This is a genomic window from Kluyvera intermedia (assembly GCF_034424175.1).
Classification (GTDB): domain Bacteria; phylum Pseudomonadota; class Gammaproteobacteria; order Enterobacterales; family Enterobacteriaceae; genus Kluyvera; species Kluyvera intermedia.
Window position 1 is genome coordinate 2080388 of record NZ_CP139986.1, and the last position, 20968, is coordinate 2101355.

Below are 20968 nucleotides of genomic sequence, written 5' to 3' on the forward strand. Positions count from 1 at the left end.
CGCCGTCTAATTTGTCCACCCTTAGAGGGTGTGACTAAAACAGATGAATAATGAGATGCCACCTAAAGCGAAACGGATCCCCCACACCATGACATTGCATGGTGATACGCGTATTGATAACTACTATTGGCTGCGTGATGACACACGGTCTGAGCCTGCGGTACTTGACTATTTAAAGCAGGAGAATGACTACGGGCGGGAGGCGATGTCCTCGCAGCGCAGCTTACAGGACAACGTTCTTAAAGAGATTATTGACCGAATTCCGCCCCGTGAAGTCTCCACTCCCTATATCAAAAATGGTTACCGCTACCGACAGGTCTATGAGCCGGGACACGAGTATGCGATTTACCAGCGTCAGGCGTTAAACGAAGAAACCTGGTCGCTGCTGATTGATGAAAATAAACGCGCGGCGGACAGTGAGTTTTATACGCTGGGCGGCCTCAATGTTGCGCCAGATAATAATCTGCTGGCCGTTACCGAAGATTTTCTATCACGTCGCCAGTACGGTTTGCGCTTCCGCCATTTGGACAGTGAAACCTGGCTGCCGGAGGTTATTGAAGATGTCTCTCCTGGCGTGGTGTGGGGAAATGACTCACGTACCCTCTATTACGTGCGTCAGCATCCGACCACGCTGCTGCCATGGCAGGTCTGGCGTCATCAGATAGGCGCGCCCACTTCACAAGATGAGTTAATTTATGAGGAAGCTGACGAAGCATTCTATGTCAGCCTACATAAAACCTCTTCACGTAAGTACGTGGTGATTGCCCTTTCCAGTGCGACCACCAGTGAAATGCTGTTGCTGGATGCTGATAAAGCTCATGCACAGCCTCAGTCGTACCTGCCGCGTCGTAAAGATCATGAATACAGCCTCGATCATTATCAGCAGCAGTTCTATCTACGTTCCAACCGTGACGGTAAAAACTTTGGCCTTTACCGCAGCGAAAGCTGGGAAGAGAGCGCGTGGCAAACGGTGATCCCGCCACGTGATACGGTGATGCTGGAAGATTTCACCCTGTTTCGCGATTGGCTGGTGGTGGAAGAACGCCAGCAGGGGTTAATTCGTCTACGGCAGATCCATCGCCACAGTCAGCAGGAGCGGGAAATTGCGTTTGATGACCCCACCTATGTAACGTGGATTGCCTATAACCCGGAGCCTGAAACCTCCTGTCTGCGTTATGGTTATTCGTCAATGACCACACCGGATACGCTCTTTGAGCTGGACATGGACAGCGGGTCGCGCCAGCTGCTTAAACAGCAAGAGGTGAAAGGCTTTGATGCCAGCCACTATCGCAGCGAGCGTTTATGGGTAACGGCACGTGATGGAGTCAATGTTCCGGTGTCATTGGTGTATCGTCATGAACATTTCCGCGCCGGGAAAAATCCTCTTCTGGTCTACGGCTATGGCTCTTACGGTGCCAGTATGGACGCCGATTTCAGTAGTAGCCGCCTGAGCTTACTCGACCGGGGTTTTGTCTTTGCTATCGCCCATATTCGCGGTGGTGGTGAGTTGGGGCAGCAATGGTACGAAGACGGCAAGTTCCTCAAAAAACAGAATACGTTTAATGACTATATCGATGTCTGCGATGCGCTACTGATGAAAGGCTACGGTGATCCAGCGCTGTGCTACGGTATGGGGGGAAGTGCGGGCGGTATGCTGATGGGAACGGTGATTAACGAACGTCCTGAGCTGTTACACGGGGTGGTCGCTCAGGTGCCATTTGTCGATGTCGTTACCACCATGCTCGATGAATCTATCCCGCTGACGACCGGGGAATTTGAAGAGTGGGGTAATCCTCAGGATGAAACCTATTATCAGTACATGAAATCCTATAGCCCGTATGACAACGTCAAGGCGCAGGCATATCCGCATTTATTGGTGACCACTGGGCTGCATGATTCTCAGGTGCAGTATTGGGAGCCGGCGAAATGGGTGGCAAAACTGCGTGAGCAGAAAGTCGATGATAACCTTCTGCTACTGTGTACCGACATGGATTCTGGCCACGGTGGTAAGTCCGGGCGCTATAAGAGCTATGAAGGCGTGGCGCTAGAATACGCCTTCCTGATTGCGCTGGCGCAGGGCACGTTACCCGGACAAACGGAGCGCTAGTTACTTCTCCAGATAGTGCTTTAACGTCATTTTGAGTTCCGGGCTCATGCGCTCAAGGTTATTGAACAGCCAGCGCAGATAGCCCGGATCGTCTTTGGCGATCTCAGCCACTTCCTGCCCGCGGTATTTTCCAAAGGTAAATGTGCGCAGCAGCGCGGGGCGTCCGGTGACGTCAACCATTTGGTTCGCCGTCCAGCCGGAAACGTCCATGATATCAATCAGCAGCGCTGCGGTGATGTAGCAGTCATATAAGGCGCGGTGGTGGTGAAGACCTGGCGGTGTCGCCACGCTCAGCTTGCGGGATTTATACAGCGCCATATTGCTGTACTTAATACCCGGCCACAGTCGGCGCGCCATCTTCATGGTACAAATCCACTCGCCTTCCATTTCCGGTAGTACACGGCGGTCAAAACTGGCGTTATGCGCCACGTACCACGGGCTTCCCTGGTAGAAGGGAACGACATCTTCAATCCACGGCTTGTCGGCAACCATCTCTTCGGTGATGCGGTGGATAGCCATCGCCTGGGCGCTGATAGGGCGGTCAGGGCGCACCAGGTGGCTCATTGGATTGACAATTTTACCGTCTACAACATCGACGGAGGCTATCTCAACGACGCCCCCTTGTAAGTCGCAGGTTTCGGTATCGATAACGCGCAGCATGGCGAACTCCCGGCCAAAAACGCCTAGCGTAAAGGAATGATCTCGCCTTGCCAACCCTGGGCGCTTTTTCTGCCGGTGAGCAGCAATTCACCGCTGTCGGCACGAACGATAAGTTGTCCGTTTTCATCCCATAGCGCGCTCCCCCCAGAAAACGTCCCGCTCGCATAATTGGACTTTAGGACGGCGATAGCATACTTATGCGCGAAACGTTGCAAACGCTGGGTCGTACGCTGCTGCTGGGGTTCAGCCATCGAGCTGACGGTCGCCAACAGCGATGCCTGATGTGACAGCTCGCAGCCTTCATCGTTAAGTTCAAAGATGCTGATTTGATCGGAGTCCGGTGCAAGACAGGTTCCATTTCCCTGATGATGTTTAGCCGGTTGACGGGTGTGAGGGGCGAAAATGACGATGCCTTTAATCCGTGTGCCGTTTTGGTCGACCGGCAGTCCGGCAATGATGGTCATTTGATAACGCTGGGCTGCGTCACTCAGCGGTTGAAGCTGGGCGTCGCAGGGCGGGGTCGGGAGGTATTGTTCATCATTGGGCCCGGTGAGCGATAATTCAGGGAAAATTAATACTTTGCATGCCTGCTTTGCGGCGGCATCGATAAAACGCAGATGGTGGGCGATATTTTCTGCGACGTCTCCTTTACGTGGCGCATATTGCGCCGCAGCAATAGTCCATGTCAGCATAGTTGCATCCTTCAACACGTGTCAGTGGTCTTTTATTCTGTAAAAGAGTATCAAATCGGATGTCAGGATTTGTCACTAAGCGTAATCATTATTTAGATTTCGGCTCATACGGCAGACGAGAAAGATTGACGGACGCTAAACGGTGCGCAATCAACCGCTCACGAAACCAGTCTCGCAAGTGTTCGGGCTGCTCGCGTTCGACAACTTCGGCCACGATAGGCATGTTGTAGCGTTCTTTAAACGCGACGCCTGCGGCAGCTAGGTCGACGTTGACTTTATCCATCTCATCTTGTGGAAGGGTGGCGAGATTGGTTTGCATAATTGACTCCTTAAGGTAACGCGCAAAAGTTACTAAGAGTCTCGCAAAATGGCAAGTCCATAGGGCGCTTATCTCGACTCGAACATTATACAGCGTTATTCTTTAAGCTAGATTGATAACTAAAGGGAATGATGGAAATGAACTTCACCACGTCTCGCGCATTTTGTGCATCGCTATTCTTGTTAGGCATCTTTTCGACTTCGCAGGCTTTAGCGCATGCGCATCTACAGCAGCAAACGCCTGCCGCTAATTCGGAAGTCAGCCCCGCGCCGCAGACACTCACGCTAAACTTTTCAGAAGGTATTGAAGATAACTTTAGCGGCGTAACGCTGAAAGGGCCGAATCAGCAGACCATCACTATCGGCAAAGCGGTACGTAACGGGACAGATAAAAAGCAGCTTGTCGTCCCGTTGACGGAGTCGCTGGCATCAGGGTTGTACACCGTTGAATGGCACGTTGTTTCGGTCGATGGCCATAAAACGAAAGGCCAGTATCAATTTAGCGTTAAGTAATCATGCTGACGGCACTCTATATTGCGCTACGGTTTATCCATTTCACCTCACTAATGGTCGCTTTTGGCTGCACACTTTACGGCGGCTGGTGGGCACCACCTGCTCTACGACGTTTACTGACACAGCGCTTTTCTCAGTTGCTACGGGGAATGCTGGTACTCAGTGCGCTTACCGCAATGTTGATGCTGGGCGTACAAGGCGGGTTAATGGGGGGAGGCTGGTCAGATACCTGGCGACCTGACATCTGGCGAGCGGTGTTGCAAACACAGTTTGGTAGCGTCTGGCTATGGCAGATTGTATTGGCATGGGTTGCTTTGGGGATTGTCTGCGTACATCCCCGTCAGATGATGCGGAGACTTTTGCTTCTTGGGGTGGTGCAGTTTATTCTGCTCGCAGGTGTCGGTCATGCAGCCATGGGCGATGGCGCGATGGGGTTAGTGCAGCGGACAAATCATGCGCTGCATCTACTTTGTGCTGCCGCATGGGTGGGCGGGTTGGTGCCATTTCTTTATTGCCTACGTCTGACCAATGGGCGCTGGCGTACGCTTGCGATAACCACCATGATGCGCTTCTCCCGCTATGGTCACCTTGCGGTCGCAGGGGCAATTGCCACCGGTCTTATTAACGCCTGGCTTATCCAGGGGGGCATGACAACGGCAACACCTTATGGTCGCGCCTTATGGGTGAAATGTGGCCTTGTTCTACTGATGGTGACGGCGGCGTTAGTGAATCGCTATCTTCTGGTGCCACGCTTGGCAGCATCCAGGCCGCGGGTTCATCACCTGTTTATCCGTATTACGCAGGTTGAAATTGTTTTGGGGGCCGGGGTACTGGCATGTGTAAGCCTGTTTGCGACCTGGGAACCCTTTTGATTAAAAATGGCGAAATTATGAAAAAAATGATCTTTTCTTTATTGCTGTTAAGCGTGTCGGGTACGGCGCTGGCAGCACAAGTTATCACGGTCAGCCGTTTTGAAGTGGGCAAAGATAAGTGGGCGTTTAACCGTGAAGAGGTGATGTTGACCTGTCGGGAGGGGAATGCGTTGTATGTGATAAACCCGAGCACCCTGGTTCAGTATCCGTTGAACGACGTGGCGCAAGAACAGGTGAAAGCCGGAAAAACCCAGGCGCAGCCGCTCAGCATCATTCAGGTTGACTCCCCCAAACAGCCGGGCGTAAAAATGAGTTTAGCGCCGTTTATTGAGCGAGCGGAGAAACTTTGCTAACCAGTAGTATATCCATCTGAAAATTAACAAAAAACCGCAGCCTTTCTCGCGAAATGTCTGCGGTTTTTTCATTTTATGCCGTTTATTAGACGAAAATTTTCAGCTCACAGAGGGTGTGGACTGGAAAACCTGTCACGGTCATCTATTCTTATAAAGCAAGGCGATTGAGCCTGCATTAATGCCAACTTTTAGCGCACGGCTCTCTCCCAAGAGCCATTTCCCTGGACCGAATACAGGAATCGTATTCGGTCTCTTTTTGCCTGCTGTATACGTCCGGCAGGACAAACAGCGTCATGCGACCGCGTGCTTGTTAAACCAATGTAAACAGATTCGCGCTGCCATCCAAGCATTTTTTCACCTATGAGGTAAAATTATTTTTGCCATAACAGGGGAATTTCCGTACCCGTTATCGTATTTGTCCAGGAGTCGTCTGGATTAAATAAAAAGATCAACGGCTAATAATATTAATGTGCGGAAAATGGTGTACTATTTCGGCCTGTTACTAAAAATCTCTATTTTTTTTTTACGAAAAGGTGCATGCTTGCGGCGAGTTTAGCCACAGCTTGCCACGCCACGTCTTTTGCTGTCTCTGTGATGTTTTGTAAAAATCATACAGGTGGTGAATTTGTCGAACGTAGTACTGTCGAACACTTATACGTATCGCATAAAGACAGATGAACGGAATCGTTTTTTCCTTAGGCGTTACCTGTGCTCCACGTTACTGGAATAAATGATGTTCAAAAATTTTGATTTCCGCTTGCTTCACCCGCGTAATGGGCTGAAGTGGTTCGCTTTGGCTGCATTATGGTTGGTGGTTCAACTCCCTTATCCAATACTGCATTCCCTTGGCACTTCTGTTGGTAAAGCATCACGTCGATTTTTAAAACGCCGTGAGCGCATCGCTGCACGCAATATTGAACTCTGTTTCCCCAAAATGGACGCTGCTGAGCGGGAAAAATTGATTGAGCAAAACTTCATGTCGCTTGGCATGGGGCTTATCGAAACCGGAATGGCCTGGTTCTGGAGCGATGCACGCGTCAAAAAATGGTTTGATGTGGAAGGCTATAACAACCTGATCAACGCGTTAAACGAACAGCGTGGTGTAATGGTAGTTGGCGTCCATTTTATGTCTTTAGAATTGGGTGGCCGTGCAATGGGCTTGTGCCGTCCGATGATGGCGACTTACCGCCCGCATAACGATCCGCTCATGGAATGGGTGCAGACTACCGGTCGCCTGCGTTCTAATAAAGCGATGATTGACCGCCGTAACCTGCGTGGTTTGGTTCAGGCATTAAAAGCCGGTGAAGCCGTATGGTTTGCGCCCGATCAGGACTACGGCCCGAAAGGTAGCGTATTCGCACCATTTTTCTCGGTGAGCGAAGCGGCAACCACCAACGGTACCAACGTCCTTTCGCGCTTATCCGGCGCCGCAATGCTGACGGTGACCATGGTGCGTAAACCGCACAAGAAAGGTTATACCCTGCATATCAGCGAAGCGATGACGGATTACCCGAAAGGGGATGACGTTTCAGCGGCGTCCTATATGAACAAAATTATCGAACGTGAAATTCTGCGCGCGCCAGAGCAGTATCTGTGGGTGCATCGCCGGTTTAAAACCCGACCTCGGGGAGAAGCCTCTTTATATAAGGCCGTTCCGCACGCCAAATAATAAATAACCCGCCTGATGGCGGGTTCTTTTTGGGTTAAGCAAGCCGCATAACCCAGGCGTCGGAAGGTTGGTCGTAGTGTTTACGATAAAGGACTGACTGTTCGCCATCAAGAAGTGCGGGAATGCTGATATCGGCATCCCAGGCATCAAGTTGCATGCATAAATCAGGATCGGACTTACAAGGGATACTTAACGTTCGTTCGCCGTGTTGCTCGGCATGCAGCACGGCATCATCAATTTCGAATGCGCCGATGCGTACGCTGGTTTTACTCATAGTGATCTCCGTTACTCTGCTGACCGGGTGTGGTACGACCAGTTGGGCCGTACCTTTCAGACTAGTCAACGCGGAGATTTATGCCAGTCAAAAAATGCGTTTTTTTATCCGCTACTCAGACTTGTTGGTAAACAGCTTGCCATCACGAACCAGCTCACGTGGATAGCTGTTTTTCAGACGCGAATTAATCCGCTTAGCTAACCCCAACGGGAAGCCCTGGAAGGTGACAATAACATCGTCATGCGCAGGAGATTGTTGCGGGTAAACATCGCGACCCCGATACCACTCCTGCGCCTCTTCCAGCGTTAACTCGTGTCCCCGCTTGCTGGTGTTCGCCAGCGCTATTACGGCCTCATGCTGCCAGCGGAATCCTTTATTGTACGTTTCGGCAAGTTTAATACCAATGCGGGAAAAGCGAACTTTCCCGAGCAGCGGTGCAATCTCTGTCGGGAACAACCAAATTTCTTTGTCTCGTTGCCACAGCGTGAGTGCGTCATCCCACTCGATACCTACGCTTCTCGCCGCGTCCGCAACGCTTGCTGACTCACGTGTTTTCATCGGCATGAATGGGAGTTTACCGACCTTATAACCTGGGACCGGCAGCGCGTCGATGCTGGCTGTTTTATGCAGTCGGGCGACGAAAAAGCCTTCACAGTCGTAAATTTGTGGGAAAACGTGCAGGTAGCCTTCTGGGGTCAGCGCTTCTTTCGCACTCGGGAACAGTTCACCCAGTGTCGAAACCGTTACGGCATCCGGGTAGCGTTCTAGCAGCCAGGCCACGACGGACTCATTTTCATCGCGGTTTAGCGTACAGGTGGAATAGACCAGCGTCCCGCCCGGACGTAGTGCATGGAAGGCGCTATCGATAAGTTCACGCTGGGTATTGGCAATGTCTTGATTGCTGGCCTGAGACCAGTTTTTTAACGCATCCGGGTCTTTACGCACCACACCTTCACCGGAGCAGGGAGCATCGAGCAAAATAGCGTCGAAACACTCGGGAAGTGCTGCGCCGAAAACACGACCATCGAAATGGGTTAAGGCGGTGTTACTGATCCCGCAGCGGCTGATATTGGCATGTAGAACCTTGACGCGACTGGCGGAAAACTCGTTCGCCAACAACATGCCACGGTTATTCATTCTTGCGGCAATTTGGGTGGTTTTTGAACCAGGGGCGGCGGCGACATCCATTACGCGCTCAGGGGTTAACCCTTCGGCGAACAGTGCGGCAACAGGGAGCATTGAGCTGGCTTCCTGAATATAAAACAGACCGCTTAAATGTTCTGCGGTACTGCCCAGCGGCAATTCATCTTCATTCTCGCGTTCAATCCAAAAACCTTCTGCGCACCAGGGTACGGGCGTTAACTGCCAGCTGTAGGGTGCAACCAACGCCAGGAAATCATCGACCGTAATTTTGAGTGTGTTGACGCGTATGCTACGGCGCAGTGGGCGCTGGCAGGCATCAATAAACGCTTCATAGGAGAGATGAGCAGGCATGGCCTCACGCATTTGCGCAAGGAATTCATCGGGGAAATAGACTGAGTTTTGAGCCACTGGCGAGTACCACAAGGAGATAAAGAGCGCGCAGTCTACCAGAAAAATGCGCCGGTGGCAGGCACCGGCGCTTACGCAATTAACGCGGCAGGGCAGTACCCCACTCGCGCCACTCTTTCGGTTCAGACTCCAGCAACAGGTAATGCTTACCTTCCTGCGCTTTCGGTGCCAGCGGTGTTCCTGGCGGAGTGGCGAAGGCGATCCCACCACGAATGAACTGATTAAAGGTGCCGGTTTTCACCACGCCGCCAATCAGACCAAAGTCGAGGCTGTACCCGGATGCCAGCCAGAATACGGAGTTATTCCGCACCAGATGCTGATATCGTTGACCGATGCGCATTTCAATCATCACGCGGTCAGACAAGCTGCCCAGACGCAGACCCGTAACCGTACCGACTTCTAACCCGCGGAACAGAATCGGCGTACCAATATTCATCGAGCCGGCTTCTGGTGCTTCCACCACGATGTTCAGACCGTTGAGATATCGTGAGTCGGAAATCGTCGCTTCCTGCAGCTCAAAGTCCCGGCGCATTTCGCCGTGTCCCGGCTCCACGTTAACGTAAGGCTGGAGCAGGGTATCCAGATGCTCGACACCGGCGGCGGAAATCTGCGGTGTGATCACCGAGAATCGGGTCCCGCGACGGGCGAAGGTGCTCACGTATTCCGGGTAGAGCACCGCGCTGGCTTCCACTTCGTTACGTGAAGCGTTCAGCTTGAGATCCTGAACTTGTCCGATATCGATACCCAGATAGCGAATTGGCATTCCGGAGGAGAGTTTATCGGCATCAAATGCGTGCAGCGTGATTTGCCCGCCGATGGCACGTGCAGCCGTCTCTGAAGCAAACAGGACGCGTTTGTCTCCTTTGCGAATGCCGTTCTTCGCTTCGTTAATATTATCGAAGCTGACCGCGCCTTTTAGCGCACGAGACAGTGGTGACGCCTGTACCGTTAAGCCGCTGCCGTTAAGCTGGACTTTCGCGCCACCTTCGGCCCAGAAAACGCTATTCGCGGACAACAGTGAGCGATACTCGGGCTTAATATGCACCGCAATATCAAACGCATTTGCTTTTGGCTGGACGGAAGTTATCTCACCGACTTCAAACTTACGATACAGCACGACGGAACCGGTCTGAATATCCGGCAGGGTTTCTGCCGTTAACATGAGCGTCGTGGTTGGGAAATCGCTGAGGTTATTCTCCTGTGCTTTTTCCAGATTGGCGTATAGCGGATAGGTCGCTTTCATGGCACCTTTCTCACCCGGCAAAATGCGAATACCGCCGCTTAACCACTCGTTGGCGCTGGCACCCAGGAATTCAATACCATCGATGCCAACCTTTACGTCCATCTTGCTGTTAACAACGAACTTACTGTCGCCGTGAACCAGGTCGCGGTATTGCGGGTCGATAGCGATAGCAAATTCGATTCCCTTCGCGCCCAGTGTGCGCTGTAACACCTGACCAATTTTCACACCGTGCAGCATGATAGGTTGACCGCCTTCAATGCCATAGCTTTCCGGTGCCGTCAGCGTCAGCGTCATGACGCCTGGCTGTTGCAGCAGCGTTTTATCCGAGGCCAAAACTGCAAAACTATCTTTTGGTTCACCGTCACCGGGCACCAGTTCAAAGGTGCTGCCGGTGAGCAGCATGCTGAGGTTTGGATTATCCAGCGTGAGTTTCGGTTGATGGAGTTCAATGCGTGTCTTGTCACGCAATAACGACACAACGCTAGGGTCGACCGTCATCTCACCGGTGACTGAACCGTCAGGGTTAAGCGTGAGTTTGGTTAACTGGCCGACTTCAAGTCCTTGATACAGCATTGGTGTAGAGCCTGCTTTCAGACCGTCACCGCTGGGCAGTTGCAGTTTAACGATAACGCCGCGCTGGCTGTGTGCCAGATCCTCGTACAGACCGTAGTCATCGTTTTGCGTCGCCTCTTTCGAGTCGGACGGTGAGTCAAAGGCTATCGCTCCGTTCACTAAAGCGGACAGGCTTTCGAGTTGCACTTTTGCACCGCTCAACCCAACGTCGGCTTTGATCCCCGAAACGTTCCAGAATCGGCTGCCTTTTTTGACCAGGTTGGTGAAGCGACGCTCAATCAGCACATCAATGGTGACGCCCTGATTGTTGGGATTGATGGCGTAGTCGTAAACCCGGCCGACGGGGATTTTGCGGAAATAGACCAGTGACCCGCTGCCGAGCGATCCTAAATCAGGCGCATGAAGATGAATCATCAGCTCGCCGTTGTTCAGACGATATTTGGGCTGTGTATCGAGCGCAGTGAAGCGTTCGCGCGGTTCACCTTTACCTGGCATCATGCCGATATAGTTACCGCCAACCAGCGCATCGAGCCCGGAGACGCCAGCCAGAGAGGCTTTGGGGGTTACCAGCCAGAATTGGGTTTCAGCCCGTAGCGCATCTTCCATATCGCTTTTGATGCTGGCTCGAACCTCAATTTTGCTGCGGTCACTGGCAAGACGAATATCCTGCACTGTGCCGACCTCAACCCCTTGGTAACGCACCGGTGTACGTCCGGGGACAATACCGTCCGCCGACATAAAGTCGATGGTGATAGTGGTGCCTCGGTCTTCATAGCTATTCCAGATAAGCCAGCCCGCTATCAATAATGCAATGACCGGCAGCAGCCAGAACGGCGAAATGCGACGTTTTGTTTTAATTCGCGCTTCAGTCTGTGAAGCGTGCGTTTCCTGACTCATGTGCATCCCAAAGTAATCGGCTGTCCAGCCATTCAACAGCAAGAATAGTTAATATTACCGCAGCACCAAAATAAAACGCAGCGGGACCCATTGTGAACGCGAGCAGCTGATCGCGGTTAATGAGTGACATGGTTAATGAAATGACAAACAGGTCGAGCATTGACCAGCGGCCAATCCAGGTGACAAAACGCAGCAGCAGTATACGCGTGCGCAGCCCCTGTTCACATTTAAAGTGGATACTGATGAGCAGCGTCAGCATCACAATAATCTTAGTAAATGGCACCAGTATACTGGCGATAAAGACCACCGCTGCTACCGCAATATTACTGCTTGCAAGCGACATAATCCCTGAAAGTATCGTATCTTCCTGGCGTCCACCATTCACATAGATGATGGAAATCGGCAGCAGGTTGGCGGGAATAATAAACACGATGGAAGCGATAAGCGCAGCCCAGCTTTTTTGTAAGCTCTGTCGCCGACGAAGGCGTAGCGGCGTATGGCAACGGCGACAGCGGCCGCGGTCGTCGGCAAAGCCGGTGTAGTGGCAACCCAGACACACGCGGAGGTTGGCATCGGGTCGCGTTGCGGGGCGTTGCGGATAGAAGCGCTCCCAGAGCTGTTCAATATTGAGATGAATGAGTGTCAAAATGCTCAGTACCACCAGGGAAATGAACGCGAACAGGCCGACTCCAGGCTGCAAAAACGCATAATCCTGAACTTTAATCGACGCAACGGCGATGCCTACCAGGTAGATATCCAGCATGACCCACTCTTTAAGTTTCTCCAGCATCAGCAGCACGGGGCGAAGATTCATACCCAGAATATTACCAAGCCACAGATAGGCGATGGCCAGCACCAGCACCGCCGGTGCGGCGACGGTACAGAAGAAAACCATCGCGGCCGTGACCGGGTCACCACCGTACGTCATCTGCCAGATACCCGACAACAGGCTAGCATCGATGCGTACGCCCAGCAGATAAAGCCGCAGCAGCGGTTCGCTCCAGGCGAAAGGCATGAGCAGCAGCATAGTAATCGCCATGGCACCCAGACGGGTCAGCGACCAGTCTCGTCCATCACGAACTTTGGCATCGCAGCGCGGACAGTAAGCGCGTTGTGATGATTTTACGACCGGTAACCGAAAAAGCGTATCGCACTGGGGGCAACGTTGGTAATGTGCCCACGGTAGTGGTTTGATAACGGTGTGAATTCGGATTTTTTTTGCCGGCGTTATACGTGAAGTTATCAGTGCCATTTATTACATTGAGAAATGAATGTATAAATCTATCTTAACCTAAGTATGGATTCATCTTGAGCCCGAACGCACTTAATGCGTATTTTATAAGACCGTAAATCGGGTAACGAATCAGTAACATCGCAAACAATAGTGATCAAATAATGACCAAGACAGAGTTTTACACGGATCTTAACCGTGATTTTCAGGCATTGATGGCAGGTGAAACAAGTTTTTTAGCAGTAATCTCCAATACTAGCGCGCTGCTGTATGAGCGACTGTCAGAGGTAAACTGGGCCGGTTTTTATCTGCTGGAAGGCGATACTTTGGTTCTGGGGCCGTTCCAGGGCAAAATTGCCTGCGTGCGCATCCCCGTTGGCCGTGGTGTTTGCGGTACTGCCGTGGCACAAAATCGTGTGCAGCGCATTGAAGATGTTCACGCTTTTGATGGTCATATCGCCTGTGATGCGTCCAGCAATGCTGAAATCGTGCTGCCGCTTTTGGTGAATAATCAGGTTATCGGCGTGCTGGATATCGACAGTACGGTGTTCTCGCGTTTTAGTGAAGAAGACGAGAAAGGTCTGGTTGAACTGGTCGGCCACCTTCAAAAAGTGCTTGAAGCCACCGATTATCAAAAATTCTTTGCACCCGTCGCAGGATAATCAACGGATAACGTAGCATTTACGGATGACGTCATTATAATGTCGCCTGTTCATGCCTGCGGCTAGTTGGCTACGTCCGTTGTAATCAGGAAATTTCATGGAAAATCAACCTAAGTTGAATAGTAGTAAAGAAGTTATCGCATTTTTGGCCGAACGTTTCCCGCAGTGTTTCAGCGCGGAAGGTGAAGCTCGCCCCCTGAAAGTCGGTATTTTTCAGGATCTCGTCGAGCGTGTTGAAGGGGAAATGAACCTCAGCAAAACGCAATTACGTTCAGCATTACGCCTTTATACCTCAAGCTGGCGCTACCTTTACGGTATCAAAGCGGGTGCAGTACGCGTTGATCTCGACGGCAACCCATGTGGGGAACTGGATGAGCAGCACGTGGCGCATGCGCGTCAGCAGCTTGAAGAAGCTAAAGCTCGTGTTCAGGCGCAGCGCGCAGAACAGCAAGCGAAGAAACGCGAAGCGGCTGCTGCCGCAGGTGAATCAGGTGATGCGCCACGTCGTGAACGTAAACCACGTCCACCGGTGCGCCGTAAAGAAGGGGCAGAGCGTAAGCCGCGCGCAGCCGCTGCACAACCTGCCGCTAAACCTGTTCGCGAAGTACGTGAAGAAAAACTTACTCCGGTATCTGACTTGTCAGTGTTGACTGTCGGTCAATCCCTGAAAGTTAAAGCGGGCAATAACGCCATGGACGCCACGATTCTCGAAATCACCAAAGACGGCGTTCGCGTTCAGCTTACTTCTGGTATGTCAATGATTGTACGCGCAGAACACCTGGTGTTCTGAAACGGAGGCCGGGCCAGGCATGAACACATTTTTTAGGCTCTCCGCGCTTGCTGGCCTGTTATTAATAACAGGCCATGCCGTAGCGGTTGAAGATATTACCCGTGCTGACCAACTTCCCGTTCTTAAGGAAGAGACCCAGCACGCGACGGTGAGCGAGCGCGTAACATCGCGCTTTACCCGTTCTCATTATCGCCAGTTCGATCTCGACCAGGCTTTTTCAGCCAAAATTTTCAATCGCTATCTGAATTTGCTGGATTACAGCCACAACGTGCTGCTGGCAAGTGATGTTGAGCAATTTGCGGCGAAGAAAGGGCAGATTGGTGACGAACTGCGCTCAGGTAAACTGGACGTCTTCTACGACCTCTACAACCTGGCACAAAAACGCCGCTTTGAGCGCTACGAGTATGCGCTTAAGGCGCTTGAGCGTCCGATGGACTTCACCGGTACTGATACTTTTAACCTCGACCGCTCTAAAGCACCGTGGCCAAAAGATCAGGCCGAGCTGAATAAGCTGTGGGACGGCAAGGTCAAATATGACCAGTTGAGTCTCAAGCTAGCGGGCAAAGACGACAAAGAGATTCACGACACGCTGGCTCGTCGCTATAAATTCGCTATACGCCGTCTGGCGCAAACGAATAGCGAAGATGTCTTCTCGTTAGCGATGACCTCTTTTGCGCGCGAAATTGATCCACATACTAACTACCTTTCCCCACGTAACACCGAACAGTTTAATACCGAAATGAGCCTGTCTCTGGAAGGTATTGGCGCGGTGCTGCAAATGGATGATGACTATACCGTTATCAACTCCATGGTTGCAGGTGGCCCGGCAGCGAAAAGCAAAGCGATTAGCGTTGGCGATCGCATTGTTGGCGTGGGCCAGACAGGGAAAGGGATGGTGGATGTGATTGGCTGGCGTCTTGATGACGTTGTTGCCTTGATCAAAGGACCAAAAGGCAGCAAAGTCCGCCTCGAAATTCTGCCTGCCGGCAAAGGTTCGAAAACCCGCATTGTTACGCTGACTCGTGAACGCATCCGCCTTGAAGACCGTGCGGTGAAAATGTCGGTGAAAGGTGTTGGCAAGGATAAAGTCGGCGTTCTCGATATTCCTGGCTTCTACGTCGGTCTGACCGAAGATGTGAAGGTACAGCTGCAGAAGCTAGAAAAACAGAACGTTAGCAGCGTGATTATCGATCTGCGTAGCAACGGCGGTGGTGCACTGACGGAAGCCGTATCGCTTTCCGGTCTGTTCATTCCGTCAGGCCCAGTGGTGCAGGTGCGTGATAACAACGGCAAGGTTCGCGAAGACAGCGATACCGATGGCGTGGTGTATTACAAAGGCCCGCTGGTGGTTCTGGTCGACCGCTTCAGTGCATCAGCATCGGAGATTTTTGCCGCTGCGATGCAGGATTACGGCCGCGCGCTTATCGTCGGTGAACCAACCTTCGGTAAAGGAACCGTGCAGCAGTATCGCTCTTTGAATCGTATTTACGATCAGATGCTGCGTCCTGAGTGGCCTGCGCTTGGCTCTGTCCAGTACACCATTCAGAAGTTCTACCGCATCAACGGCGGCAGTACGCAGCGTAAAGGTGTCACTCCGGACATTCTGATGCCAACCGGCAAGGAAGAAACCGAAACGGGTGAGAAGTTCGAAGACAACGCATTGCCGTGGGACAGCGTCAACGCTGCCACTTATGTGAAGTCCGGCGATATGCTGCCGTTCGAACCTCAGTTGTTGAAGCTGCACGATGAGCGTATCGCGAAAGATTCAGAGTTCCAGTACATCGCTAAAGATATTGCCCACTTCAATGCGTTGAAGGATAAACGCAATATTGCTTCTCTGAATTACGCTCAGCGTCTGAAAGAGAACGATGAAGACGATGCAACGCGTTTGGCGCGGATTAACGATCGCTACAAGCGTGAAGGCAAAGCGCCGCTGAAGAAAATCGACGATCTGCCGAAGGACTATAAAGAACCGGATCCTTATCTCGATGAGACGGTTAAAATCGCCGTTGATCTGGCGCGGATTGAAAAAGCCAATCCCGTAGAACAACCTGCGGCGAGTCAATAATCCTCAACAGGCACAAGCAATTGTGCCTGTTTTTTTTATCTCTCTCATATTCTCGTCAACAACTATGCTACAAAATGTAAAGTTGTGTCTTTCTCGTGACTTAGCCTAACGTGATCGTTGAAAATTGCCGTATTGCCCCTACGATATGGGTAATCGCATAGTGCGTTTTGTTAAAAAGAGGTTAAAAGTAAATTATGATGCGAATCGCGCTCTTCCTGATGACCAACCTGGCAGTGATGGTTGTGTTCGGGCTGGTGCTCAGCCTGACAGGAGTTCAGTCGAGCAGCATGACGGGTCTACTGATCATGGCGCTGCTATTTGGTTTTGGCGGTTCTATTGTTTCGTTGATGATGTCGAAGTGGATGGCGTTGAAGTCGGTAGGCGGTGAGGTTATTGAACAACCGCGTAACGAGCAGGAACGTTGGTTAATGACGACCGTTGCACGTCAGGCGCAGCAGGTCGGTATCGCTATGCCGCAGGTAGCGCTTTATCACGCGCCGGATATTAACGCTTTTGCCACCGGCGCTCGCCGTGACGCTTCACTGGTTGCGGTAAGCACCGGTCTGTTGCAGAACATGAGCCGTGACGAAGCGGAAGCGGTTATTGCGCATGAGATTAGCCACATCGCCAACGGTGATATGGTCACCATGACGCTTATCCAGGGCATCGTGAACACCTTCGTTATCTTTATCTCGCGCGTTATTGCGCAGATTGCTGCCGGTTTCCTCGGCGGCAACCGTGATGAAGGTGAGGAAGGGGGCAACGGTAACCCACTGATCTATTTTGCCGTTTCCATGGTACTGGAACTGGTGTTTGGTATTCTGGCGAGCATTATTACCATGTGGTTCTCGCGCTACCGTGAATTCCATGCTGATGCGGGTTCCGCGAAACTGGTAGGACGTGAAAAGATGATTGCCGCATTGCAACGTCTGAAAACCAGTTACGAGCCGCAGGAAGCTAGCAGCATGATGGCGTTTTGCATTAACGGTAAGTCGAAGTCACTGAGCGAAATGTTCATGACCCACCCGCCGTTGGACAAACGTATCGAAGCGCTGCGTAGCGGCGAATACATGAAGTAAAACTAAGCGCCTCAACTGAGGCGCTTTTCAATTTGGCCCTAACTTTGTGCCCGAGGTTGGGTAATACGTAAACCACTAAACAGAGTTGCAACGACCGCCAGTGTCCCCGCGAGGAGCAGAGAAACGTGGGTACCGCCATTGCCAAAAGCATTGAACATCAGCGCGACCAACGCAGCACCGGTACTCTGACCCAATAGACGAGCTGTCCCCAGCATCCCACTCGCGCCACCACTACGGTTGCGTGGAGCAGAGGCAATAATCGTGTGGTTGTTTGGCGACTGGAATAGACCAAAGCCTGCCCCGCACAACAGCATACGCCAGATAATATCGATATCAGTGGGTGATGCGGGCAGCATCGCCATCGCAAATAACCCGCAGGCCATCACGCCCATTCCCAGTGCGCCTAGCAAGCCCGCATGTACGCGCTCAATCAAATAACCTGCCAGCGGAGCCATCACCATTGTCGCCAGTGGCCATGGCGTTAACAGCAGTCCGGTTTCCACCTCGCTACGCCCAACAATACTTTGCAAGAAGAAGGGTAATGAGACCATCGCCAGCATCTGGGCGCAAAATGAACATATAGACGTGCAAATAGAGAGTGAAAAAAGTGGGATGCGCAGCAAGTCAACCGGCAGTAGTGGGACAGGAAGACGCAATTGACGGCGTACGAAGAAGAAGCCTATCACCAGTAATGCGACCACTTCAGCAACCACCAGCGTAATGGACTGGCCCTGAGCAAAGCCGCTTAATGCGGTAATCAGCAGGCCAAAGGTTAGCGCATTCATCACCGCGCTTGGCAGGTCGAAACGTTGAGTTTGACTGCGGGTCCCGTTCGACGGCAAGAATCTTACGGCCAGCAGCCAGGCGATAATTCCCAGCGGTACGTTTATCAGGAAAAGCCATTGCCAGGAGGCCAGAGACAGTATCGCGGCGGCAATCGTCGGCCCGGCAGCCGAGGAAACGGCGACCACGAAGGAGTTAATTCCCATCCCGCGCCCGAGCTGACGCTGCGGGTAAATCAGACGAATAAGAGCCGTATTCACACTCATCAACGCTGCGCCGCCAAAGCCTTGCGCAATGCGCGCGAGCGTCAGCATCTCCAGTGAATGCGAGAAGGCACATAACAGAGAGGTTAGGGTAAAGACCACCAGACCGGCTTTATAGATCCGGTGGTAGCCAATCATATCGCCAAGAAAGGAGAGCGAAAGCAGGGAGATGACAATCGCTATCTGGTAGGCGTTGACTATCCAGATCGAGGCCGCAGGTGATGCATTCAGGTCTGTGGCAATCGTGGGTAATGCCACGTTTGCAATGGCGCCGTCGAGTACGGCCATGGTAATACCAATAACAATGGTCAGAATGGCGCCATACCGCTGGGGGACCGGCAAGCCATCAATCAGGGGTCTAGTCATGAGGGGAAACTTGTTTTTATGGAAATTATTTACCAGAAAATGATTCTAGCATTGATTAATCCATTGAATGTCGCAGATTTGTAACCAGGTCACAGAAGTTTCATTGCTACAAAGGGATTGCGAAATTATAATAAAAACCGGTTCTAATATTTATAAAACAGTTGCGATGAGGTGATAAATGTCAGCAGCGGATTTGGACAAGCAGCCAGATTCTGTCTCTTCGGTACTAAAGGTTTTTGGTATCCTGCAGGCACTTGGCGAAGAACGCGAAATCGGTATTACTGAACTTTCGCAGCGCGTCATGATGTCGAAAAGCACCGTTTATCGCTTTTTGCAGACCATGAAATCGTTGGGGTATGTTGCCCAGGAAGGGGAGTCCGAAAAGTATTCGCTCACGCTGAAACTGTTTGAGTTGGGTGCTCGCGCATTACAGAACGTCGATTTGATTCGTAGCGCAGATATCCAGATGCGTGAATTGTCTCGTTTAACCAAAGAGACCGTTCATCTGGGTGCACTGGATGAAGACAGTATTGTCTACATCCACAAGATCGATTCTATGTATAACTTGCGTATGTACTCCCGTGTGGGACGTCGTAACCCGTTGTACAGTACGGCAATTGGTAAAGTGCTTCTCGCCTGGCGTGAGACTGACGAAGTGCGTCAGATTCTCGAAGGCGTTGAATACAAGGTGAGCACTGACCGTACCATTGCTAATACTGATGAGCTGATCACCGTGCTTGAGCAGGTGCGTAAGCAGGGTTATGGCGAAGACAACGAAGAGCAGGAAGAAGGGCTGCGCTGTATCGGTGTTCCGGTATTTGACCGCTTTGGCGTGGTTATCGCAGGATTGAGTATTTCCTTCCCAACTCTGCGCTTCTCAGAAGAGCGTCTGCATGAGTATGTGGCGATGCTGCACACGGCTGCCCGTAAAATTTCAGAGCAAATGGGTTATAACGATTATCCATTCTGAATCTGAGACAAAATGCCCGGTTTTGCCGGGCATTTTTTTGTCCATTTTTAGCCTTCGTCGACAACGCTTACGCTTTTACGCAGCAGTGGGCAGCTTGGGCGGCCAACAACACCGTTGTCACCGTGAAGGTAAAAAGCCGTGCTAAACCCTTGTGCTGTGAGATATTTACATTGTAGTCCCAGACCACCTGCGGTTTTCTGACTTCCCGCCAGCACGCCATAACCACTCATCAGCACCCCGATGGCAACAATCGCCAGAAAAATGACGGTTCGGACAAATAGGCGCATAAGAATTCCTCTTCTATTATTTTCTTCATAGATAATACGATACTTCGTTAACGGATTGACACAAGCCTATGATTCCTAAAAGCGCGAGATGCCGTTACAGTTAGCCGCGGTTTAAGGTTAGCATGCTAACCTGATTGAATCTGAGTAAGAATTCATGCGGAGAGTGGAGTGAAAAAGTTTCGGTGGGTATTATTGATACTCGTAATTGCTGCCTGCCTGCTGCTGTGGACCCAGATGATCAACGTTATGTGCGATCAGGATGTTCAGTTCTTCAGCGGTGTGTGCAGCATTAACAGGTTTATACCCTGGTAAAACATTTTTGCCGGTAGCGATTTCCTTCCGTAATGTGAGTGGTAGAATAGATCGTTCCTTTTGAGGTGGTAAAATGAGTGATCTAGTAAGTTCTGGGGCATTAAATCTGGCGTCATTGGCGTTATCCTTCCTGTTGCTGTTAGTCGGTCTGGTGTTGTGGTTCTTTGTGAATCGCGCCAGTTCTCGTGCTAACGAGCAAATCGAACTCCTTGAATCGTTACTCGATCAGCAAAAGCGCCAGAATGCGCTGCTGCGTCGACTGTGCGAGGCAAATGAGCCCGAGAAAAAAGAAGAAGTGGTGCCAAAGGCAGAAGATGTAAAAGAAGACAATGAAGATGATTTTATTCGCCTGGTCGCGGAGCGATAGTCTCTTCAACGAATGACACCGTGCAGCCTGTGATGGGCTGCCGGAAAGTGAGTAAAGCACCATTTCAG

General features: G+C 51.5%; 21 protein-coding genes. 12 read left to right on the top strand and 9 right to left on the bottom strand.

What is annotated here, in order from left to right:
- The first annotated feature begins 55 nt into the window (after nucleotides 1-55).
- A complete protein-coding gene (gene ptrB / locus U0026_RS10110; RefSeq protein ID WP_062776287.1) occupies nucleotides 56-2107 on the top strand; it encodes an oligopeptidase B in 2052 nt (683 codons plus the stop codon).
- On the opposite strand, the gene exoX is transcribed toward ptrB, so the two are convergent.
- The 3 genes from exoX to U0026_RS10125 all read right to left on the bottom strand — a co-directional run bounded on the left by exoX (nucleotide 2108) and on the right by U0026_RS10125 (nucleotide 3778).
- Nucleotides 2108-2767, bottom strand: a complete 660-nt coding sequence (gene exoX, locus U0026_RS10115; protein ID WP_062776160.1) for an exodeoxyribonuclease X — start codon at nucleotides 2765-2767, stop codon at nucleotides 2108-2110. It abuts the gene before it with no gap.
- Between the two features lie 23 nt (nucleotides 2768-2790).
- Nucleotides 2791-3459 carry a carbon-nitrogen hydrolase family protein gene (locus tag U0026_RS10120; RefSeq protein WP_062776162.1) on the bottom strand — a complete coding sequence of 223 codons (669 nt, stop codon included), beginning with the start codon at nucleotides 3457-3459 and terminating at the stop codon, nucleotides 2791-2793.
- 88 nt (nucleotides 3460-3547) lie between these two features.
- Nucleotides 3548-3778: a DNA polymerase III subunit theta gene (locus U0026_RS10125; protein WP_062776164.1), complete on the bottom strand. Its 231-nt coding sequence runs from the start codon at nucleotides 3776-3778 to the stop codon at nucleotides 3548-3550.
- A gap of 137 nt (nucleotides 3779-3915) precedes the next feature.
- On the opposite strand from U0026_RS10125, the gene yobA reads away from it, so the two are divergent.
- From yobA to lpxP, 4 genes are all read left to right on the top strand, one after another.
- A complete protein-coding gene (gene yobA / locus U0026_RS10130) occupies nucleotides 3916-4290 on the top strand; it encodes a CopC domain-containing protein YobA (RefSeq protein WP_062776289.1) in 375 nt (124 codons plus the stop codon).
- 2 nt (nucleotides 4291-4292) lie between these two features.
- Complete coding sequence (gene copD, locus U0026_RS10135; protein WP_062776166.1) at nucleotides 4293-5162, top strand: copper homeostasis membrane protein CopD; 870 nt, start codon at nucleotides 4293-4295, stop codon at nucleotides 5160-5162.
- Between the two features lie 14 nt (nucleotides 5163-5176).
- Nucleotides 5177-5515, top strand: a complete 339-nt coding sequence (locus U0026_RS10140) for a YebY family protein (protein WP_126441004.1) — start codon at nucleotides 5177-5179, stop codon at nucleotides 5513-5515.
- Between the two features lie 733 nt (nucleotides 5516-6248).
- On the top strand, nucleotides 6249-7184 hold the full coding sequence (lpxP, locus tag U0026_RS10145) for a kdo(2)-lipid IV(A) palmitoleoyltransferase (RefSeq protein WP_062776168.1): 936 nt from the start codon (nucleotides 6249-6251) through the stop codon (nucleotides 7182-7184).
- A 34-nt stretch (nucleotides 7185-7218) separates the two neighbouring features.
- On the opposite strand, the gene U0026_RS10150 is transcribed toward lpxP, so the two are convergent.
- The 4 genes from U0026_RS10150 to yebS form a co-directional block, all read right to left on the bottom strand.
- Nucleotides 7219-7458 carry a YebV family protein gene (locus tag U0026_RS10150; RefSeq protein WP_062776169.1) on the bottom strand — a complete coding sequence of 80 codons (240 nt, stop codon included), beginning with the start codon at nucleotides 7456-7458 and terminating at the stop codon, nucleotides 7219-7221.
- 111 nt (nucleotides 7459-7569) lie between these two features.
- Entirely contained in the window at nucleotides 7570-9009 is a 1440-nt protein-coding gene (gene rsmF, locus U0026_RS10155; protein ID WP_062776172.1) for a 16S rRNA (cytosine(1407)-C(5))-methyltransferase RsmF, read from the bottom strand.
- Nucleotides 9010-9088: 79 nt separating this feature from the next.
- Nucleotides 9089-11722, bottom strand: coding sequence for a PqiB family protein (locus tag U0026_RS10160; protein WP_062776174.1), 2634 nt, complete (start codon nucleotides 11720-11722; stop codon nucleotides 9089-9091).
- A complete protein-coding gene (yebS, locus tag U0026_RS10165) occupies nucleotides 11691-12974 on the bottom strand; it encodes a membrane integrity lipid transport subunit YebS (RefSeq protein WP_062776176.1) in 1284 nt (427 codons plus the stop codon). The genes U0026_RS10160 and yebS overlap by 32 nt, the downstream gene beginning before the upstream one ends.
- A gap of 143 nt (nucleotides 12975-13117) precedes the next feature.
- Here yebS and U0026_RS10170 point away from each other — a divergent pair, with 143 nt between their 5' ends.
- The 4 genes from U0026_RS10170 (at nucleotide 13118) to htpX (ending at nucleotide 17552) form a co-directional block, all read left to right on the top strand.
- Nucleotides 13118-13615 carry a GAF domain-containing protein gene (locus U0026_RS10170; RefSeq protein ID WP_062776178.1) on the top strand — a complete coding sequence of 166 codons (498 nt, stop codon included), beginning with the start codon at nucleotides 13118-13120 and terminating at the stop codon, nucleotides 13613-13615.
- A 97-nt stretch (nucleotides 13616-13712) separates the two neighbouring features.
- A complete protein-coding gene (gene proQ, locus U0026_RS10175; RefSeq protein WP_062776180.1) occupies nucleotides 13713-14405 on the top strand; it encodes an RNA chaperone ProQ in 693 nt (230 codons plus the stop codon).
- A 19-nt stretch (nucleotides 14406-14424) separates the two neighbouring features.
- Nucleotides 14425-16473 carry a carboxy terminal-processing peptidase gene (gene prc / locus U0026_RS10180; protein ID WP_062776183.1) on the top strand — a complete coding sequence of 683 codons (2049 nt, stop codon included), beginning with the start codon at nucleotides 14425-14427 and terminating at the stop codon, nucleotides 16471-16473.
- Between the two features lie 194 nt (nucleotides 16474-16667).
- The gene (gene htpX / locus U0026_RS10185; RefSeq protein ID WP_062776185.1) at nucleotides 16668-17552 is read left to right on the top strand and encodes a protease HtpX; all 885 of its coding nucleotides are present in this window, start codon (nucleotides 16668-16670) and stop codon (nucleotides 17550-17552) included.
- Nucleotides 17553-17590: 38 nt separating this feature from the next.
- Here htpX and U0026_RS10190 read toward each other — a convergent pair whose 3' ends face one another.
- Nucleotides 17591-18964 (bottom strand): MFS transporter, encoded by a 1374-nt coding sequence (locus U0026_RS10190; protein ID WP_062776187.1) that lies wholly within the window; start codon nucleotides 18962-18964, stop codon nucleotides 17591-17593.
- 178 nt (nucleotides 18965-19142) lie between these two features.
- Between U0026_RS10190 and kdgR the strand changes: the two genes are divergently transcribed.
- On the top strand, nucleotides 19143-19934 hold the full coding sequence (gene kdgR / locus U0026_RS10195) for a DNA-binding transcriptional regulator KdgR (protein ID WP_062776189.1): 792 nt from the start codon (nucleotides 19143-19145) through the stop codon (nucleotides 19932-19934).
- Between the two features lie 47 nt (nucleotides 19935-19981).
- Here the strand turns inward: kdgR and U0026_RS10200 are convergent, their stop codons facing one another.
- Entirely contained in the window at nucleotides 19982-20221 is a 240-nt protein-coding gene (locus U0026_RS10200) for a YobH family protein (RefSeq protein WP_062776191.1), read from the bottom strand.
- Between the two features lie 168 nt (nucleotides 20222-20389).
- On the opposite strand from U0026_RS10200, the gene mgrB reads away from it, so the two are divergent.
- Both mgrB and U0026_RS10210 read left to right on the top strand, forming a co-directional pair.
- Nucleotides 20390-20533, top strand: a complete 144-nt coding sequence (gene mgrB / locus U0026_RS10205) for a PhoP/PhoQ regulatory lipoprotein MgrB (protein ID WP_064544774.1) — start codon at nucleotides 20390-20392, stop codon at nucleotides 20531-20533.
- A gap of 73 nt (nucleotides 20534-20606) precedes the next feature.
- The gene (locus U0026_RS10210; RefSeq protein ID WP_062776193.1) at nucleotides 20607-20900 is read left to right on the top strand and encodes a YebO family protein; all 294 of its coding nucleotides are present in this window, start codon (nucleotides 20607-20609) and stop codon (nucleotides 20898-20900) included.
- The last annotated feature ends 68 nt before the right edge of the window (nucleotides 20901-20968 follow it).

What these genes read in the sequence shown, in the direction of transcription:
- prc (WP_062776183.1), top strand. Translation starts at nt 14,425, where the DNA reads ATGAACACATTTTTTAGGCTCTCCGCGCTTGCTGGCCTGTTATTAATA.
- exoX (WP_062776160.1), bottom strand. Translation starts at nt 2,767, where the DNA reads ATGCTGCGCGTTATCGATACCGAAACCTGCGACTTACAAGGGGGCGTC.
- U0026_RS10150 (WP_062776169.1), bottom strand. Translation starts at nt 7,458, where the DNA reads ATGAGTAAAACCAGCGTACGCATCGGCGCATTCGAAATTGATGATGCC.
- U0026_RS10210 (WP_062776193.1), top strand. Translation starts at nt 20,607, where the DNA reads ATGAGTGATCTAGTAAGTTCTGGGGCATTAAATCTGGCGTCATTGGCG.
- U0026_RS10160 (WP_062776174.1), bottom strand. Translation starts at nt 11,722, where the DNA reads ATGAGTCAGGAAACGCACGCTTCACAGACTGAAGCGCGAATTAAAACA.
- U0026_RS10125 (WP_062776164.1), bottom strand. Translation starts at nt 3,778, where the DNA reads ATGCAAACCAATCTCGCCACCCTTCCACAAGATGAGATGGATAAAGTC.
- kdgR (WP_062776189.1), top strand. Translation starts at nt 19,143, where the DNA reads ATGTCAGCAGCGGATTTGGACAAGCAGCCAGATTCTGTCTCTTCGGTA.
- copD (WP_062776166.1), top strand. Translation starts at nt 4,293, where the DNA reads ATGCTGACGGCACTCTATATTGCGCTACGGTTTATCCATTTCACCTCA.
- U0026_RS10170 (WP_062776178.1), top strand. Translation starts at nt 13,118, where the DNA reads ATGACCAAGACAGAGTTTTACACGGATCTTAACCGTGATTTTCAGGCA.
- U0026_RS10190 (WP_062776187.1), bottom strand. Translation starts at nt 18,964, where the DNA reads ATGACTAGACCCCTGATTGATGGCTTGCCGGTCCCCCAGCGGTATGGC.
- yobA (WP_062776289.1), top strand. Translation starts at nt 3,916, where the DNA reads ATGAACTTCACCACGTCTCGCGCATTTTGTGCATCGCTATTCTTGTTA.
- yebS (WP_062776176.1), bottom strand. Translation starts at nt 12,974, where the DNA reads ATGGCACTGATAACTTCACGTATAACGCCGGCAAAAAAAATCCGAATT.
- U0026_RS10120 (WP_062776162.1), bottom strand. Translation starts at nt 3,459, where the DNA reads ATGCTGACATGGACTATTGCTGCGGCGCAATATGCGCCACGTAAAGGA.
- lpxP (WP_062776168.1), top strand. Translation starts at nt 6,249, where the DNA reads ATGTTCAAAAATTTTGATTTCCGCTTGCTTCACCCGCGTAATGGGCTG.
- proQ (WP_062776180.1), top strand. Translation starts at nt 13,713, where the DNA reads ATGGAAAATCAACCTAAGTTGAATAGTAGTAAAGAAGTTATCGCATTT.
- ptrB (WP_062776287.1), top strand. Translation starts at nt 56, where the DNA reads ATGCCACCTAAAGCGAAACGGATCCCCCACACCATGACATTGCATGGT.
- U0026_RS10200 (WP_062776191.1), bottom strand. Translation starts at nt 20,221, where the DNA reads ATGCGCCTATTTGTCCGAACCGTCATTTTTCTGGCGATTGTTGCCATC.
- htpX (WP_062776185.1), top strand. Translation starts at nt 16,668, where the DNA reads ATGATGCGAATCGCGCTCTTCCTGATGACCAACCTGGCAGTGATGGTT.